This is a genomic window from Bacteroides acidifaciens, from assembly GCF_024623065.1.
Classification (GTDB): Bacteria; Bacteroidota; Bacteroidia; order Bacteroidales; family Bacteroidaceae; genus Bacteroides; species Bacteroides acidifaciens.
In genome coordinates this window covers 38,791-57,040 of the sequence record NZ_JANJZR010000013.1, presented here as the reverse complement: position 1 = coordinate 57,040, position 18,250 = coordinate 38,791, and the positions used below count along the sequence as shown (strand labels likewise).

The window sequence follows — 18,250 nt, the reverse complement described above, 5'->3', positions numbered from 1 at the left end:
AAAGAAGAGAAAATGGCGATTCATTTATTAGGTATCAGGCATCATGGTCCCGGCTCATGCCGCAATGTGCTGAATTACCTGCAAGAACTGCAACCGGATTTGATTCTGGTAGAAGGTCCGGCAGAAGCAGAGGCATTGCTTGCTTGTGTGGGAAATCCGCAGATGGTTCCTCCCGTTGCGTTGTTGGCTTATCAGCCCGACGAACCGCAACGGGCAGTATTCTATCCGTTTGCTGAGTTCTCTCCGGAATGGCAGGCGATGCGATATGCCGTACAGAATGGGGTTCCTCTTCGTTTCTTCGATTTGCCTTTGGTTTATTCGATGGCTCTCCGTAAACAGGAAGAACTGAAGGCTTCGGAAGAATTGACGGAATCCGTTGACGAACAAACAGACCCGACCGAAAAGGAAACGATCGAAATGGAAGCTGCAGAAATGGAAGTGGCGGAAGAAACAGTCACAGCGGCAGAAGAAAAGAAAGAAGAATCAATCGGCGATCCGTTTGATTGGCTGGCTCGTGCCGCCGGATGTACCGATGGAGAATCCTGGTGGGAAATGATGATTGAACACCGAAAGGAATCTGAAGATATATTTCAGGCGGTGAAGGAAGCGGTCACTGCTCTTCGGGAAGAACTGTCCGGACAGACTTCCGCCCGTGATTTGCTTCGTGAAGCCTGGATGCGTAAAATGATACGGGCGGCACAGAAAGAAAACTTTGAGCGCATTGCCGTTGTTTGCGGTGCTTGGCATGTGCCCGCACTGGAGGATATGCCTAAAGTGAAAGAGGATAACGCATTGCTGAAAGGCTTGCCGAAAGTAAAAATAGAATGTACATGGATTCCGTGGACATATAATCGGTTGGCTCTGCGTAGCGGTTATGGCGCGGGAATCGAATCTCCGGGATGGTATCACTATCTTTGGCATCATCCGGAAGATGACGGTACGCTTTGGATAAGCCGGATAGCCTCCTTGTTGCGGCAGAAGAATATGGATATTTCGGTGGCTCACGTCATTGAGACTGTCCGACTGGCACAAGCTACGGCCGCACTCCGAAATCTGCCCTATCCTTCACTGAACGAATATAACGAGGCTGTGACTACAGTGATGGGGTTTGGAGATGATATCTTGTTGCAAATCATTCGTGAAGAGCTCATTATCAGCAATCGTTTGGGAAGCGTTCCCGATAATGTGCCCAAGGTGCCGTTGCTGGTAGATGTGGAGAAGACACAGAAAAGTCTGCGTGTTCCGTTCACTGCCGAAATAAAAGAGCTGATACTGGACCTCCGCAAACCCAATGACCTCGAACGGAGTATCTTTTTTCATCGTCTGCAATTGTTGGGAATTGACTGGGCGATTCACGGAGAAATAGACGGTAAAGGTACTTTTAAAGAACAATGGACCTTATATCATAAACCGGAACAGATTATCGATATCATTGAGCGGGCGATATGGGGGAATACGGTGATGGAAGCTACCCAAAAGTATTTGCAGGCAACCATGGAGGAGATTTGTCATATTCCTGAGTTGACCGCATTATTGAACGGGGTGCTTCCGGCAGATCTTCCCGCATTGGTGGAGACTATGACCGTGCGGCTGGATGCACTTTCGGCAGCCTCGACCGATATTCTTGAAATGATGGAAGCGATTCCCGGACTGGTGAATATCGTCCGTTACGGAAATGTCCGCAACCTCGACTTCTCGAAGGTAGGCAGTATGCTTGAGGCGATGGTTGCGCGTATTCTTGCAGGCGGTGTGCTGGTATGTATCAATATTGATGAAGAAGCGGCAAGCGGTCTGCTCGACAAATTAGTTGCCACAGACTATGCCCTTTCTATTCTGAATCGGGAAGAACTGAACCGGATGTGGCGTAATTTTATCTGTCAAATACGCTTATCGGCCAATGTCCATCCGTTATTGTCCGGTTACGCCACTCGTTTGCTGAATGATAAAGGCGAGATAACGATGGAAGAAATGCAGGATACGTTAAGTTACTATTCGTCGGTTGGTAATTCTCCGGCAGACATGGCTTATTGGTTTGAAGGATTCCTGCGCTCTTCGGGTTCGGTGTTACTATTGGACGATCGTCTTTGGAATCTGGTAAATACTTGGGTGTGTGCGCAGGAGCAAGAGACGTTTATGGAGTTGTTGCCGATTCTGCGGCGTACTTTCAGTGAATTTACTTCGGCCGAGCGCCGTAAACTGGGAGAAAAGGCACGTCATGCCGGAACTGCCACCGCCCGTCCCCTTGCCGGAACAGAGGATTTGAATCTCGACCGGGAAGAGGCGGCAAGAGTAATTCCGGTGATTCGTCAGTTGTTGGGACTTGAAACAAAGTAAAAGAAAAGAAATGGAAGAAGAATTACTGAAAAGATGGCGTTTGATATTGGGGGGTGATGAGGCCGATGGCACAGGCGTATCGTTGAGCGTGGAAGAACGGCGGATCGACCAATCCTTGGAAGCCGTATATGATAGCGACAGGAGGGGAGGGCTGGGCTCCTCGGCTCCCAAAGTCAGCCGATGGCTGGGGGAGATTCGTGAGTTTTTCCCACAGACAGTGGTGCAGGTGATTCAGCGGGATGCCATCAAACGGTTGAATCTGACTACGTTGCTTACAGAAAAGGAGATGTTGGAAACGGTGGTTCCCGATGTGCATCTGGTGGCTACCTTGATGTCTTTAAGTCAGGTGATTCCGGAGAAGAATAAAGAGATGGCGCGTCAGGTAGTCCGTCGGGTGGTTGATGAATTGCTCCGCAAACTGTCGGCACCTACCCAACAGGCGGTGACCGGTGCGTTGAATCGCTCCGCCCGTCGCCGGAATCCCCGCTATAATGAAATAGACTGGAAAACAACCATTACGAAGAACCTGAAAAATTACCAGCCTGAGTATAAGACGATTATTCCTGAAATACGTATCGGATACGGCCGTAAGAGGAAAGCCATGAAAGATATCATTCTGTGTTTGGACCAGAGTGGTTCTATGGGGACATCCGTGATTTACTCCGGCATTTTCGGTTCTGTATTGGCGTCTATTCCGGCTGTCTCTACCCGAATGGTCGTGTTTGACACGGCGGTTGTCGACCTTACGGATGATTTGCAAGACCCTGTCGATTTGCTTTTTGGAGTGCAACTGGGCGGAGGGACGGATATTGCCCGGGCTTTGACTTATTGTCAAGGCATAGTGACCCGCCCGCAAGATACAGTGCTCGTATTGGTGACCGACCTTTATGAAGGGGGCGATCCGCGAGAGATGCGAAAGAGGTTTGCGTCTCTTGTCGACAGCGGCGTGCAACTGATTGTGTTGCCGGCATTGAATGATGATGGTGCTCCGTCTTATGACAAGAACCATGCGGAATTTTTAGCTTCTATCGGCGTACCTACTTTCGCCTGCACTCCGGATAAGTTTCCCGACCTGATGGCGGCTGCTCTTAGCAAACAGGATATCGGTATGTGGGTTTCTCAAAACATAAAGATGTCCTGACAATCGAATACCGGATATTCGGTGGCAACGAAAAAGGCTGTTCCTCGTTGTGAAGAACAGCCTTTCTTGATATATAAAGTAAGGGGATTAATTACAGAGCACCTACTTCTTTCAAAGCAGCGTTCGTTCCGTGAACAGCTTTTGCGCTAGCTGCGAACTTAGCTTTTTCGTCTTCGTTCAGGTTCAGTTCAACGATTTTTTCGATACCGTTCTTGCCAAGGATTACAGGAACGCCGATGCAAAGATCTGATTCGCCGTATTCACCTTCCAATAATACAGAACAAGGAATCATCTTCTTTTGGTCATGAAGGATAGATTCAACTACGAATGCTCCTGCTGCACCCGGTGCATACCATGCAGAAGTACCCAGCAATTTAGTCAGCGTAGCACCACCTACCATAGTAGCAGCAGCAACTTCTTCCAATTTCTCTGCAGAGATGAAATTAGCTACAGGCATACCTTTGTAAGTAGCGAAACGAGTCAAAGGAATCATCGTAGTATCACCGTGACCACCGATAACCATACCTTCTACTTCGTTAGCGTTGCAACCGATAGCTTGAGACAAGAAATATTTGAAACGAGAGCTATCCAAAGCACCACCCATACCGATTACACGGTTTTTCGGCAAGCCCAGAGCCTTCAATGCCAAATAAGTCATTGTATCCATCGGGTTAGAAATAACAACGATGATAGCGTTAGGAGAATATTTCAACAGGTTTTCTGCTACCGACTTAACGATACCAGCGTTCACACCGATCAATTCTTCACGAGTCATACCCGGTTTACGAGGAATACCTGAAGTAATCACAACAACGTCAGAGTTAGCAGTTTGAGCATAGTCGTTAGTGCAGCCTACCAATGTAGAGTCGAAACCCAGCAATTGAGCTGTCTGCATCATATCCATTGCTTTACCTTCTGAAACGCCTTCTTTAACGTCCAGCATTACTACTTCGTCTGCTACTTCATTAAAAGCAAGTACATTTGCACATGTAGCACCTACGTTACCTGCGCCTACTACGGTTACTTTTGACATAATACTATATATTTAAAAAGTTGATAATTTGTTTTATCTTTTAGCGCGACAAAATTACAACGATAATCCTGATTAAAGAAATTTTTCCGTAATAATTTTAGTTAAAGGTCAAACTTCCTAATAATATGACGTCAGTTTGATATAAGCCATGCGGGCGAACTTATATCGAACTGACGTTAATATAATAGGTAGGATGAAAAGTTTGGGCAAAGGAAGCTGTTTGAGGTACGGTTATAAACCGAATGTAGCTATAGTGAGAGTGCACTGTTATGGAGAATTGTTTATTTAGCCATTTTTTTATAGCTGCTTGCCTATTCGGATTTACTTCGTTCGCTACTATTACTTCGTTTCACTATAGTTATACGCAAAAATAACTATAGTCTCCCTTGCGTATAACTATAGTCATACGCAAGAGTAACTATAGTTAAACGAAGTAAAAATAGGCAGTGGAGTTAATAATAGTAGGCAATAAGATAAGTTTAATTGGCATCTTGGCGAAAAAAGGTGTTTGAGTGCTTTGCTTTTGCCAATTTGAATAAATTAGCAAGCAAATAAGTTAAAATTATATGGATTAGCAGCGGGGGATAAAAAACTCTCTGTATTTCTGCTTGACTTCTGTTGCGAAATGATTACTTTTGCGCACGTTATCAATTCACAACTGAAACTATGAGTAAAAAAAGCCTTCTTATTGCGGCCGTGACTATCTTGGTGATAGCTATTATTGGTGTTACCTATTTATTGTTTACCGAGAAACAAGCTAACCGTGAGTTAGTGCAGGAGTTTCAATTAGATAAGGAAGATTTGGAAAACGAATACACCCGTTTCGCACAACAATATGATGAGTTGAAGATGACCATATCCAATGATTCTTTGTCTCATTTGTTGGAACAGGAGCAACTGAAAACACAGCGTTTGTTGGAAGAACTCCGTACGGTGAAAAGCTCGAACGCTACGGAAATCCGCCGTTTGAAGAAAGAACTGGCTACCCTGCGTAAGGTAATGATCGGGTATATCAACCAGATTGATTCATTGAATAAACTGACCGAACGGCAGAAACAGGTTATTGCTGATGTGACCGAGAAGTATAATAAGGCTTCTCAACAAATCAGTAATCTTTCTGAAGAAAAGAAGAACTTGGATAAGAAGGTGACATTGGCCGCCCAGCTTGACGCCACCAATATCCGTATCGACCCCCGCAACAAACGTGGCAAAGTAGCTAAGAAGGTGAAAGATGTGGTGAAACTGGCCATCAGCTTTACGGTGGTAAAGAATATCACTGCTGAAAACGGTGAGCGTACCCTATACATACGTATCACTAAGCCGGACAACGATGTGTTGACTAAGAGTGCGTCCAATACTTTCCCTTATGAGAATCGTACACTGGCCTATTCTATCAAAAAGTATATTGAGTACACCGGAGAAGAACAGAACGTTAATGTGTTTTGGGATGTGGAAGAGTTCTTATATGCCGGAAACTATCGGGTTGATATCTTCGAAGACGGCAATCTGATAGGCTCGCAGTCGTTTATATTGAATTAGCCAAGACTTTCTTACCGGATTCTTATGCTATAATCCGGTTTCAGTCGTTTCAGTCTTATCCGCAAACGCCTTGCTGGAAGGCGATAGCGGATGAAGGCGAAAAAAAACAACCCCTGCGAGAATAGGCTGTAGCCAGGGGGAGTGCTTTCAGTGCATTCAGCTTTTCAGACTTGACAGTAGAGCTGTGTATCCACCTTGGTGGGTATATATACTCACCGTGATGGATCTATATGCCCACCGCGATGGATCTATATATCCACCGCACTGAATCTATATGCCCACCACACGGGGTATACAGATTCATCAATCTTGACGAAATTTGCATTCAGGAGTGACCTCAGCCAAAGGACTGTTTATCTTCTGCCGTCCGCTCCCCACATCATTTTACTGCGAAGTGTATCGAAAAAGATGTGATTAAAGCGTTTCACCACTTTTACGCTGTAGTCGGCACGGCGAATAGTGAGTTGCGTCGTTTCCTTGCAGGTTTCACTGTTGCCGTCGATAGCGACCAGGAAGTTATGGCTGCGGCTTTCCACATCCAACGTGATTTCCCAATCGTCACGTATGACGATAGGGCGAACATTAAGGCTGTGCGGAGCTACGGGAGTAATGACGATGGTGTTGGCATGAGGAACCATAATCGGCCCGCCCACACTTAGCGAATAAGCTGTTGAACCGGTTGGAGTAGCAATCACTAATCCGTCGGCCTGGTAAGTATTCAAGAATGCACCGTTGATGGCAGTACGGATACTGATCATTGAAGAACTGTCCCGTTTGAGTACGGCTATTTCATTTAGAGCATACGGAGATGCTTGCAGGTGGGTGCCGTTACAGATAAGTTGAAGCACGCTGCGTTCTTCAACATTGTATCTTCCGGCTTGAATCTCGTTGAATGTCTCTTCCATCTCTTCGGGAGAAATATCGGCAAGAAAGCCCAAACGTCCCGTATTGATGCCAAGGATAGGAATCCCCTTTCTGCCTACCCGGCGGGCAGCTTTCAGGAAAGTGCCATCCCCGCCGATACTGATTACCATGTCGGCTGTGAAATCATCGCCGTCAAACAATTGGTCGGCTTCGATTTCCATATGCTCTGAAATCAGGAATTGGTAGAACTCCCTGCATACGCAGACTTCCGTTCCCCGTTTTTTCAGTAGTCTGAATAAATTGGCGGCATGAAAGGATTTTTTAACTTGATACGTATTCCCGAAAATTGCAAATTTCATAATCGAATCTTTATTTTTAAATACAAAAATGCTATTTTTTCTTGATATATCTCTTTAATCTTTCTTTTTTATTTTTGATTTTTTTGATTTTATAATACTTTAAACAATTAAAAAACAGATAAATGCAGTTTAATGAATGTTAATGTAAGTATACTTTTTTTTTAAATGCCGTATATTTGCAACGAAATTATATTTGTAATGGAAACAAAGAGGATTCATAAAACAGTATTTGGATTCGGAAAAAAGTTTTATTGTATGTGTTAGGATGTTGTAAGTTTCTAAAAAGCAACAGGGGAATGAAAATAAAAAAGTTTATAGGTTTGTTCATGTTCGTTTGTCTGTTTATGGCGGAAGCAAATGCGCAAAAAACGGTAATTAAAACGAACTTGTTATACGATGCAACAGCAAATGCGAATGTTGCGATCGAGACTCGTCTTGCCCCACTTTGGACTGCGGAAGTGTCGGGTATCTTTAATCTATGGAGAAAGCAGTGGCGCAATTATGTGTTGCAACCTGAATTGCGCCGTTGGATTTGCCGTCCTTTTGCAGGACATTTCTTTGGAGCACATTTGCTGGGTGGTCAATATAATATAGGTCATTTGGATATGGATTTCAAAATGCTGGGTACTGATTTCGGCAAATTGAAAGATTCGCGCTATCAAGGATGGTTTGTCGGAGCGGGCATTGCATACGGTTACGACTGGGTGTTGAACCGCCGGTGGAACATCGAAGCGGAAATCGGCTTCGGATGGACATATACCCGTTACGACCGGTTTAATTGTGCCGGATGCGGTCAGAAAGTGGAGTCGGGCAAGAGCCACAATTACGTAGGGCCAACGAAAGCGGCAGTCAACTTAATCTATGTTTTCTGATAAAATGCACCACACTATGAAGGTAAATATGTTAAAAAATAGCATTGTTTGTGCTGTTGTGATGATGTTATGTGTCGGGACGGCATCGGCACATTCCGGCAGATTGTTCAAGGTCTCAAAGATTAATATCAGTCGTGGTGAAGGGCAGCTCCTGATTCATTTCGATGTCGATGCCCGTCATATCAAGCCGGGACTTGACCGTGAAGTGGTGTTCACACCTGTCATTCGTGCCATCGGTAGTGCCGACAGTCTCCGGTTGCCGGCCATCACCGTTGCCGGAAAGAACAGTTATTATGCACATCTGCGCAATAAGGATATTATGCCGGGCGAGAAACTTGTCCGTGCCGGTTCGGACGAACTGGTGGCGTTTCGCGAGACAGTCCGTTTTCAGCCGTGGATGCAGCGTTGTTTGGTGGTGATGCGTGAAGAGACGCAGACTTGTTGCGACCCGATAGAAGACGCGGGAGACACGCCGGTTGCCGAACTCAATTACGTGATCGAACCGTTTCATCCCGATTTCCGTTATGTGAATATTGTGGGCGATAGCCTGGTGGTGATGTCTGCTGAGGGACGTGCTTTTGTGACTTTCGTTGTCGACCGCACCGAATTGAAGCCCGACTACATGAACAATCCGAAAGAGATTGGCAAAATCATAGCGTCCATCGACAAAGTGAAAAACGATCCTGATGCCACCATTACATCGGTCAGCATAAAAGGATTCGCCTCTCCCGAGGGAACTTATAAACATAACATCGAACTTGCCATGGGGCGTACCGCCACATTGAAAGAGTATGTGCGGAGCCATTACAACTTCGACCAGTCGATAATGCACACCGACTTCGAACCGGAAGACTGGCAGGGGCTTATCGAATGGCTGGATACGTGCCGTTTGGAACATCGTACTGAAATACTCGATATTGCACGTAGCGATATGGACCCGGATGCCAAAGACCTTACCATCAAACGGCGTTTCCCTGAAGAGTATTCGGTAATATTGAAGACCGTTTATCCGTGGCTGCGTCATTCGGATTATAAGGTGACATATTCCATACGTACATTTGCCGACATCGACGAACTGAAACGTGTCTTCCGGACAACTCCCGAGCGTCTCCGTCCCGTAGATTTCTCGCGCATAGCGGCAACGTATTCTCCGGACAGTCCGGAGTATGAGGCTACTTATATGAAAGCCGTCGAGATATACCCGTACAACAACGAAGCCAACCTTAATGCCGCCAATATCATGATGAAGCGCAACAATCTCGTTGAGGCTGCCCGATATGTGGCTCGTTCCGGCGATTCGGTGGAGGCTATTTATACCCGCGGAGTGCTGGCGGCTCGCAACGGTGACTTCGAACGTGCGCAGATGTATATGACCACTGCTGCCGAACAGGGACTTGATGTGGCAATCAGCCAACTCGAACTGTTGAAGAAACATCGTGCGAAACCGACAGTGAAATACCTGATACAGCCTACAGAAAAATAATAATGGAAAAAGACAGGGAAAAAATAATAATGGGAAAAGAAAACAATAGTAATTCATCTAAACATTAAAAAAAACATGAAGAAAATTAGTAACTATTTCTTAGGGTTTGCAGCAATCGCCCTGATGGCAGCTTGCTCAAATGATGAGATTGCTCCCGAGGTAGACAATACAACATTACCAGGTGTTGCCAACGGTGAAGCTTATTTGAACGTCCGTCTGCAGGATGCAAGCGCAATGACACGTGCTACAGATGGTGGTTATGAAAACGGTATTGCATCAGAACACACAGTGAAGGATGCACAGTTCTTCTTCTTTGATGCTCAAGGAGTATTTGTTGGAAAAGCAAGTGTATGGAACGGTGGTAATGATAACGGAGACCATGGGTCCACTGGAAACAATGTAGAATTTAAGGGAAATACGGTGATAGTACTCCGTGGTGTAACAGAGAAGAATTATCCGGAATACCTGTTGACAGTAATTAATGCGGAAGGATTTACTGCACAACCTACTATAGAAGCTACTTCTCAATCTTTGAAACAATGGTACAATACATATACAGAAACTGTTGAAGGTAAAGACCCATCTACTGTTGATTGTTTTGTAATGAGTACCTCAAGCTATTTTGGTACCGATGAAACAAAACATAATAATAATTTTTATTATGCTACCAAAATACTGTCTACACAATTCAAACCTGAACCAATTGAAGCAGCAGAAAGTGGAGCTGTACAGGTTTACGTAGAGCGTCTTGCTGCAAAAGTACAAGTTGAGACTAGTGAGAATTTGACATCTGTTGGAACAGACAAGGATGGCAAAAAACTTTATAAACTTAATAATGTAACTATTGCAGGTAATGAAAATGGACAGGTTGACCCAAACGAGGGTGTAACTGAAGTCTATGTGAAATTTTCCAATTGGGGATTGAGCGCTACAACAAAAGATTCATACCTGTCAAAACAACTGAAAGATAGTTGGAAGGAAACTGCTCCGTTTGCAAGTTGGGATAACAGTGGTGATTACCGTTGCTTCTGGGCACAATCAACTGTTTATGACAAAACCATCGTTACTGAAGGGGAGAATAAGACTTTGAATTATACGACTTTTGGAAATCTCAAGAATACAGTAGACGGCAATAAAGATAATAATGGTTATGCTTACTGTAATGAAAACACCAATATAGTTGCTAACATTACAAAAAACGGTAAAATAGATCCTGCAAAAGCAACTTCAGTTCTTCTTGGAGCAATGCTTTGCGACAAAGATGGAAATGAACTTGATCTTATCCGCCACAACGGTTTGCTGTTCAAAAAAGATGATTATAAGAAGTATGTGATCAATGCTATTAACAAATCCAAGCCAATCAATATCTACGTTGCGGATTCGGAAAATGAAGGTAAGTACATACAGGCTACCGAACTTCCTTCTTGGTTGGATCTTAAAAGAGTAACAGAAGGTGACAATAAAGGTATGATTAAAGTGGTTGCAAACGAAAAAGCAACAATCTCAGGTACATATTACCATATAGAAGAGGGAGTTTCCACTGCATATACTGATGCAGCAGCTGTTATTAAGGCACTTCAAGATGCTCTTGACGGATATTCATTGGATGAAACTCTGCTGTTGTCTGACGAAGCATTCACCAAAGGTATGATGTACTACAACATTCCTATCGAACACTTGGCAGGCTTTGGTACTGAAGGTGAAAACACGAAAGTTATTATCGAAGGTAGTTACGGTGTAGTTCGTAACCACTGGTATCGGATTACACTGAATAAGATTGAAAACATCGGTACAGGTGTATTCGATCCTAATGAAGAAATTATCCCAGAAATTCCTGAACAGAAATACTACTTGGATGCTACTATCAATATCCTTTCTTGGAAAATTGTTGATCAGAGTGTAGAACTGTAATTTTATAACAAAGACAGGCGTCTTTAGGCGCTTGCGTCAGAGGTGCCTGTCTTTCTTCATTATTGTTTATTTCCGTTTCGTTCGGATGGTGAGAACCGGTTTTTCGGCATTGCCGGTTAAAGAAAATGAAGTGCCGTGAAGAATTGAAAGACAGAAAACCGGACATGGTTTTCTTTTAAACAAGGAAACAAGGAGCGGGCAATGTCCGCCATTATATATGTCTGCACAGGGGCAGACACTTTTTGGGAAAAATCATAATAATATCATAATCAATCGTGAAAACAGTGAATCGATTAACCGACATAGTTACCGCGACAAAGGCGCTTCTGGTAGTGTTGCTGACATCGGCAGTCACGCTGACATCGTGCAATAAATTGCTCTACGACTACGAGGGTGATTGCGACCCTTATTATAAGGTACGTTTCGAGTATACCTATCACATGAAGCAGGGTGATGCGTTTCCTTATGAGGTCAACGACGTTACTCTCTATTTGGTTGACGACAATACCGGCAAGGTAGTATGGCAGAAACGCGAATCGGGGGAGGTGCTCGGTCGTTCCGGATATATGATGGATGTTGATGTGGCACCGGGCACTTACACGCTTGTGGCTTGGTGTGGCGACGGACATGCGTCCACTTTCAAAGTGAACGATGCTGTTGCCAAGGAAGATTTGCAGTGTCACCTGATGGTGGGGGAGACCTCTACCGAGACGTCCTGCGGCACGGCACGCCACGTAAAACAGGACATCAAGCGCCTTTATTATGGACGGCTTGAGGCGCAGGAATTTCCCACAACGGAAGGAACACACATTTTCACTGTGCCTTTGATAAAAGATACGAACGATATCCATGTCCTTTTGCAACATCTAAGCGGTGACTTGGTGGATATATCGGAGTTCTCGTTCACGATTGTCGACGACAATGCCCATTTGGGTTGGGATAACCGACTGATTGGCACCGAGAATATCTGTTATCATCCTTGGGCGGTAAGCCAAGGGTCGGCTACTACTACACCCGACTCCGATTCCGATATCCGGGAACAGACACGTGCGGAGAGTACGCATAGTGCGGCACTTGCCGAATTTACGGTGGCACGCCTGCTTACCGACCGCCAACCGAGGCTGATAGTCCGCAACGATTTGAACGAAGTGGTGGCATCCATTCCGCTTATCGATTATTTCACGATGCTCAAAGGACATCACACGGATATGGAGGATCAGGAGTTTCTCGATCGTCAGGACGACTACTCGCTGGTCTTGTTTCTCGACAAGAACAAACAGTGGGTGAAAACGGTTATCAAGATTCTTTCGTGGCAGATGGTATATCAGAAAACAGAAATTTAATATAGTTATCAAAAACAGATAAATAAAGTGAGTTTGCAAACCGACATATTGTTATTGCCGGCACGTTGCCTGAGAATGGTGCTTGTGGCATTGTTTCCGTTGCTGTTCATCGGTTGCGGTAGCGATGACAATACGACCGTTGTCAGTGCGCCTGTCGGTGCTTGTCAGGTAGGTCTTGATATTGTGGTGGACGGTTCGGATGCTTCGCCGGCTACACGTGCAGCAAGAACTCCCGAGGGAGGCTATCATCCGGGAGAGGGATATGAGAATTATATCGATATCCCAGGCAACAATTTTCGTTTCCTGTTCTTTACTGACGACAATAAGTATATAGGTCGGGTGAGGGTGGAGTCGGTGGTACCCACTGCCACACTTGCTTCCTCCAAACGCTATTACGTGCTTGGAGGTATAGATAAGGATTTGGTGGATGATATTGTGGGTAAATCCGTTAAAATCGTGACACTTGCCAACTGGGGAAATGACAATTATGAAAACCTCGAGTTAGTCAAAGGAAAGACGACCATTGCTGACGTTTGCGAGAAGGGTGTCTATAAGTATGTATCCGGAAATTTCCCTTCTCCTTTGCATCCGATTCCTCTCTACGGCGTTACCAACGCGATGACACTTAATTTCGATGCGCTCAACTTGGCGCGTATCGGTACTATACATCTGCTTCGTGCAGTTGCCAAGGTAGAACTGGAGTTGACCCGTGCTTCCGGTCAGGTCATTGAATGGGTCAAACTTTCCCGTTATCACACCCAAGGTTATTGTGCACCGACAGGAGCCGTTTCACAGAATGATTATGTACATGGCAATTACGACAAAGATTATGTCAATACCCCCCATGTAGTTGCCGGTGCCGTAGTAAGCGAATGGCTGCCACTCACCAAAATGAGCGATACGCGATATTTGGCGTATGTGCCCGAATATGACAACCTTTCCAGTGGCGCAGTGCGAACGCAGTTGGTGGTGAAGTTTCAGGACGATGACAATCAGTACAAAATCGATTTCAAGTATTACATAGATCCTCCGGCAGGCAAGAAACAGAATGACCCGTTCGATATTCTGCGCAATTATTGGTATAAGTTCTCGCTTGCCGCCAGTCCGTTATGTGTTACGGTACAGATGGTGCCGTATGACGAGGTTCTGCTTACACCCGATTTCGGTCTGTTGCGCAATCCGAATTGGGTGCCGGTGTACGATGAGGACGTGAATGTCACTTATTGGTATGACAGTGAGACTGGACAATATTATAATGAGAACCGTCAGCCGATACTCAATCCGTTTTGGGGCAAAGATCCGGTGAAAGGCTGGTCTATCATACGTGACGAGGATACCGGGAAGTTTCTTTATTATTACGATGCGAAAACGGGAAAGTATTACGATGAAAACTACAACGAGATACGCAATCCGTATGACAATACCGATGAGCGGGGATTTATTATAGTCAAAGACAAAGTTGGAAATATACTGTACTATTTTGATGTAAAGAATAATCAGTATTACAACCGGAATAATGTCCCGATACCTAATCCGTATTCCAATACTGATCCTGATACCGGCTGGCTTTTAATCAGAGATAAAGAGGGCGTTCTTCTTTATTATTATGATGAAACGGGAAAACAGTATTATGACAAAGATAAAAAACCGATTGACAATCCTTTTGTAACGATATAGATATGAGACTCGATAATATAACCAGATTCATGCTGTTGCCGCTTGTTGCGCTGTTGTTTGCGGCATGCGAAGATGAGTGGGATACTGCTTGGGAGGAATATGTGGAAGGCACAGCCAATATGCATGTGACTATTGCTTTCGACCGTGAAACCTCGGTGCAGCTTCAAACCCGTGCCGTTGAGGGAGGTGACAACGGAGAGAGCATACAGGATATAAATTCTTTCTGCATGGTGGTCTATAAGCCAAAGGATAATAATAATGGCAATACAGAGTGGGAATTGCAGGGGCTCTATCCGGTGTACGGGTGCGGCACAACGCACACTGATGTGAGCAACGTGAAGTATGAAAGGGATGATAACCGCATCGATGAAGAAAAAAAGGAAAATAATCAGGATGCCTCTTCCGGCAAACTGGAATTTGACTTGAAACTTCATTCGGGCAAATATCTTATTTACGGTGTGGCGAATATGGGCGATCTTGACGGCCGGGACTATTCCACGCCCGAACAGTTGAAGTCGATAGAGTTGGAATGGAAAGACGGGGATGCCGCCCTAAACAATCAGATGTTCGGGGTTTTCTCACTTGAGCCCGACCGCAATGCTTACTATAGTAAAAAACAGGAGATACTTGTTTCGGCAAAAACCAAGACAATACATTGCTGGTTGCTCCGGCTTGCGTCCAAAATTACGGTGGCTTTTGACGGTTCCGAACTTTACGATGATGTGAATGTGTTTATCGAAACCATTACACTGAAAGACATACCGCGTAAGTGTACCCTCGGTATGGACAACGAACCGGGTAAAGGATTGGACGGAAAGAAGAAAGAAGATCGTGAGAAAGTGTTGATGCTTGGAAAAACGGTGACCATTCAGCCTCCCGTTGAAAGTGACGGGCACATTATAACACCGGACAATTTCATCCATGTATGTAATAATGCGCATAAATATATGGATGGCAACACGGATAGTGTTCTCAATACAGTGCATAACCACAGTTCAGAGCATTCGTTGTTTTTCTATGAAAATATGCAGGGAGAGGGAAAATCGAAGAAACAGTCGCAAGACGGTGTGAAAATCGATTATCCTGACTGGAAAGAAAATGACGATAAGTCGGGTTGGAAAGATAATAAACCGTTTGGCACATATATCGAGGTGAAAGGATACTATCAGTGTGTGGCGCGCGATGGTGCGTCTCTGTCGTCGGGACCGATTACCTATCGTTTTATGCTCGGTCAGGACACGGACAAGGATTATAACGCCAAGCGCAACACCCATTATAAACTTACACTGAAGTTGAAAGGGTATGCCAACGATTATGATTGGCACATCGATTATGTGACCGAACCGGGATTGTATATCGTGTCTCCGCAATACATATCTTACCTCTATAATAAGAAGATGATGGCACATCTGCGTATTGTAGGCGAAATAGACCCGGATGATCCGCATATATATGCTACGATTGTAGGTAATGAGAAAGCGGAATTGTCCGAATTTCCGGAAGGTGCGAAAGTGGGTATAGCAGCGGAAGAAACGGATAAAGACAAGATATATTGGCAACCTTGGGGAGACGGATCGGAAGATTTTCCGACTATACCTTCGGGGGTTGTTGCTCCGGGTACGACTACCAATGACGGTCCATGGAATTCGTTTTTGTCGTTGCGGCAGACAAATGTAATCAAGATTACACCTCCGGGATACGGAAACGCGGCTTCTCATTTGGTTCCAGAGTCAACAGACTATAACAAGACGTATTGGAATAAAAATGATAAAGGGTGGAGAATTTATGACCTTAAGAATCCGGAAGGTGATTCTTCTATCTCGAAGGATGGTGTCTATACGGTGAATCATGTCGGCTCAGAATATGTGCTTGTATTTCCTCTATACACCCGTGCAAAAGAACTGGTGACAAAGACCGGTTTCACTGGAAATAATCCTTATTTCGCGCATCCGCGAAAAATGAAAGTGCGCTTTTCCGCTCATATGAAAGGGAGTGACGGGTATAAATGGAAACATGTGTATCTCGATGTTATTCAGGTCCGGCGTATTGAAAATCCGAAAGGGGTATGGAGAAAGGCAGGCAGTACCGAACCGTTTCATGTCACTTTGATGCGTCTTCCGGAGCAAAGTAATGAACAGACGGTAGATTACAAATCTTTTAAATCGGTGGGCAAATGGAGCGCAGAGGTTGTTAAGGGCGGTGATAATATAATAACGTTGAGTACGACGCCAAAGGGTAGCGGTGCTAATAATAAGCCACAGCATTATATGACGCGCATTGAAGGTGAATCGGAGCATCCGATTGATTTTCAGATAAACTTTAACGGTAGCGAAGGCTTTGCGATTGTGAAGGTACGCTATCATAATTACACATGCGAGCATGATATTTTTTGTCGTAACGGATACGGTGATGTAGATATAAATGATGATGGAATAAAGTGGTCATCGTTTAATGTGCACCATTTTGAGAATGGAGACGAGCCGGTATTGACCCAATCGCCTATCGAAGGCGGTTCGCTGTTCAGACGTGGGTCGTATATTGCCATTCTTGAGGAGAATGATGGTGCAATAGGGACAGCTCTCAGTAGTTATCAGGTAATGATGCCGGATGGCAGCAAAACCTCCAAAGGATGGAGTGAGGTAGCTGTAACAAAAGCGCAAGAGTTTTGGAAGATAGATAGCAAGAAAGCCGATAGCCAACGGCATATTGCAGCCATTGAAGATTACAATACATTGATCTCAACCTATCCCGATGCTGTATCAGGTATTACAGGCGATGATTTGGATTACAAAATAAAGAAAGCTTATGGGGTGGTTTATGCGGATGGTGCAACGGTAGTGCAGAGTACGTTTGAAGATGCCACCGGCTATAATCGCGAGAAAGATGGTGTGGAATCCTATAAAGGGATGCGTGGAGTTGTTGTTTACAACCGTGAAAACCATAAACAGTTGTTTTTGCCTGTGGGCAAAACTGGGTATGGACGAAGAAAAGCCAATAATGGAGCGTGGGCGCCAGCCCCTAAAGATCCGGACGGTGGATTGCGTTATGCCAGCCGTAGTGAAGTTATGAGTGGTGCACGGAAGTATACTCCGTTGTTTTATGATTTATATAAACGTCCGGGTGCCATTTATTGGTGTGAGAGGTGGCTTGATAATCGCAATGAGAATTTAGGTGATCCCAAATCACCGTATATACAAAACACTGCTCCTACAGGAGGATCGCAGATATTTAATGTTCGAAAATCGTCAGCATTGGATATTAATTATTTTACAATGGGATTTGAGGGATATGAAAATAATGCATCGTATAATACGCCTGGTAATGATACGCTTACAGGCTTTAATAACAGCGATGCGGCTTATATCAGAACTGTTACCGGAAGGCGTAAGTCTTCTGACTAAACGAGAAAATATACTGTACGCCCGGAAATATCTTTCTGCTTATCTTAAAGCCTGTTTAAATTCTCTTCAGTCATAATCTTATAGCTGATATTTTAACTTACCCCGGCTCTTCTTGTCGCGTCCGTCTGTAGTTGGCGGAAGGGGTATTAACAGTTGCGCTCTTGGCTGTTAATAGAAAACTTCCCGCCCATTAAGTATAAAGTTCCTTCGGACAGGAAGGAAACTTTCTTTTCATTCGATGCAAACTATAAACGCAAGCTTTGATTATATAATTGCAAGCTTTGTTTTTATAA

11 protein-coding genes are annotated in these 18,250 nt (G+C 44.6%); 9 read left to right on the top strand and 2 right to left on the bottom strand.

Annotated elements, in window-relative coordinates:
- The first annotated feature begins 12 nt into the window (after positions 1–12).
- Complete coding sequence (locus tag NSB03_RS05950) at positions 13–2,334, top strand: DUF5682 family protein (protein WP_065537685.1); 2,322 nt, start codon at positions 13–15, stop codon at positions 2,332–2,334.
- Positions 2,335–2,344: 10 nt separating this feature from the next.
- On the top strand, positions 2,345–3,475 hold the full coding sequence (locus tag NSB03_RS05945; RefSeq protein ID WP_065540233.1) for a vWA domain-containing protein: 1,131 nt from the start codon (positions 2,345–2,347) through the stop codon (positions 3,473–3,475).
- Between the two features lie 91 nt (positions 3,476–3,566).
- On the opposite strand, the gene mdh is transcribed toward NSB03_RS05945, so the two are convergent.
- Complete coding sequence (gene mdh / locus NSB03_RS05940) at positions 3,567–4,508, bottom strand: malate dehydrogenase (protein ID WP_024987340.1); 942 nt, start codon at positions 4,506–4,508, stop codon at positions 3,567–3,569.
- A 666-nt stretch (positions 4,509–5,174) separates the two neighbouring features.
- On the opposite strand from mdh, the gene NSB03_RS05935 reads away from it, so the two are divergent.
- The gene (locus tag NSB03_RS05935; protein WP_024987341.1) at positions 5,175–6,047 is read left to right on the top strand and encodes a DUF8429 coiled-coil domain-containing protein; all 873 of its coding nucleotides are present in this window, start codon (positions 5,175–5,177) and stop codon (positions 6,045–6,047) included.
- 353 nt (positions 6,048–6,400) lie between these two features.
- Here the strand turns inward: NSB03_RS05935 and NSB03_RS05930 are convergent, their stop codons facing one another.
- The gene (locus NSB03_RS05930) at positions 6,401–7,270 is read right to left on the bottom strand and encodes an NAD kinase (protein WP_024987342.1); all 870 of its coding nucleotides are present in this window, start codon (positions 7,268–7,270) and stop codon (positions 6,401–6,403) included.
- Positions 7,271–7,566: 296 nt separating this feature from the next.
- Here NSB03_RS05930 and NSB03_RS05925 point away from each other — a divergent pair, with 296 nt between their 5' ends.
- From NSB03_RS05925 to NSB03_RS05900, 6 genes are all read left to right on the top strand, one after another.
- Positions 7,567–8,142: a DUF3575 domain-containing protein gene (locus NSB03_RS05925; protein ID WP_024987343.1), complete on the top strand. Its 576-nt coding sequence runs from the start codon at positions 7,567–7,569 to the stop codon at positions 8,140–8,142.
- A gap of 16 nt (positions 8,143–8,158) precedes the next feature.
- Complete coding sequence (locus NSB03_RS05920) at positions 8,159–9,625, top strand: OmpA family protein (RefSeq protein WP_168355426.1); 1,467 nt, start codon at positions 8,159–8,161, stop codon at positions 9,623–9,625.
- A 75-nt stretch (positions 9,626–9,700) separates the two neighbouring features.
- The gene (locus tag NSB03_RS05915; RefSeq protein WP_024987344.1) at positions 9,701–11,536 is read left to right on the top strand and encodes an Mfa1 family fimbria major subunit; all 1,836 of its coding nucleotides are present in this window, start codon (positions 9,701–9,703) and stop codon (positions 11,534–11,536) included.
- 284 nt (positions 11,537–11,820) lie between these two features.
- The gene (locus NSB03_RS05910; RefSeq protein ID WP_217938184.1) at positions 11,821–12,879 is read left to right on the top strand and encodes a FimB/Mfa2 family fimbrial subunit; all 1,059 of its coding nucleotides are present in this window, start codon (positions 11,821–11,823) and stop codon (positions 12,877–12,879) included.
- Positions 12,880–12,906: 27 nt separating this feature from the next.
- Positions 12,907–14,556, top strand: a complete 1,650-nt coding sequence (locus NSB03_RS05905) for a hypothetical protein (protein WP_257466278.1) — start codon at positions 12,907–12,909, stop codon at positions 14,554–14,556.
- Between the two features lie 2 nt (positions 14,557–14,558).
- Positions 14,559–17,957: a DUF4906 domain-containing protein gene (locus NSB03_RS05900; RefSeq protein WP_024987346.1), complete on the top strand. Its 3,399-nt coding sequence runs from the start codon at positions 14,559–14,561 to the stop codon at positions 17,955–17,957.
- The last annotated feature ends 293 nt before the right edge of the window (positions 17,958–18,250 follow it).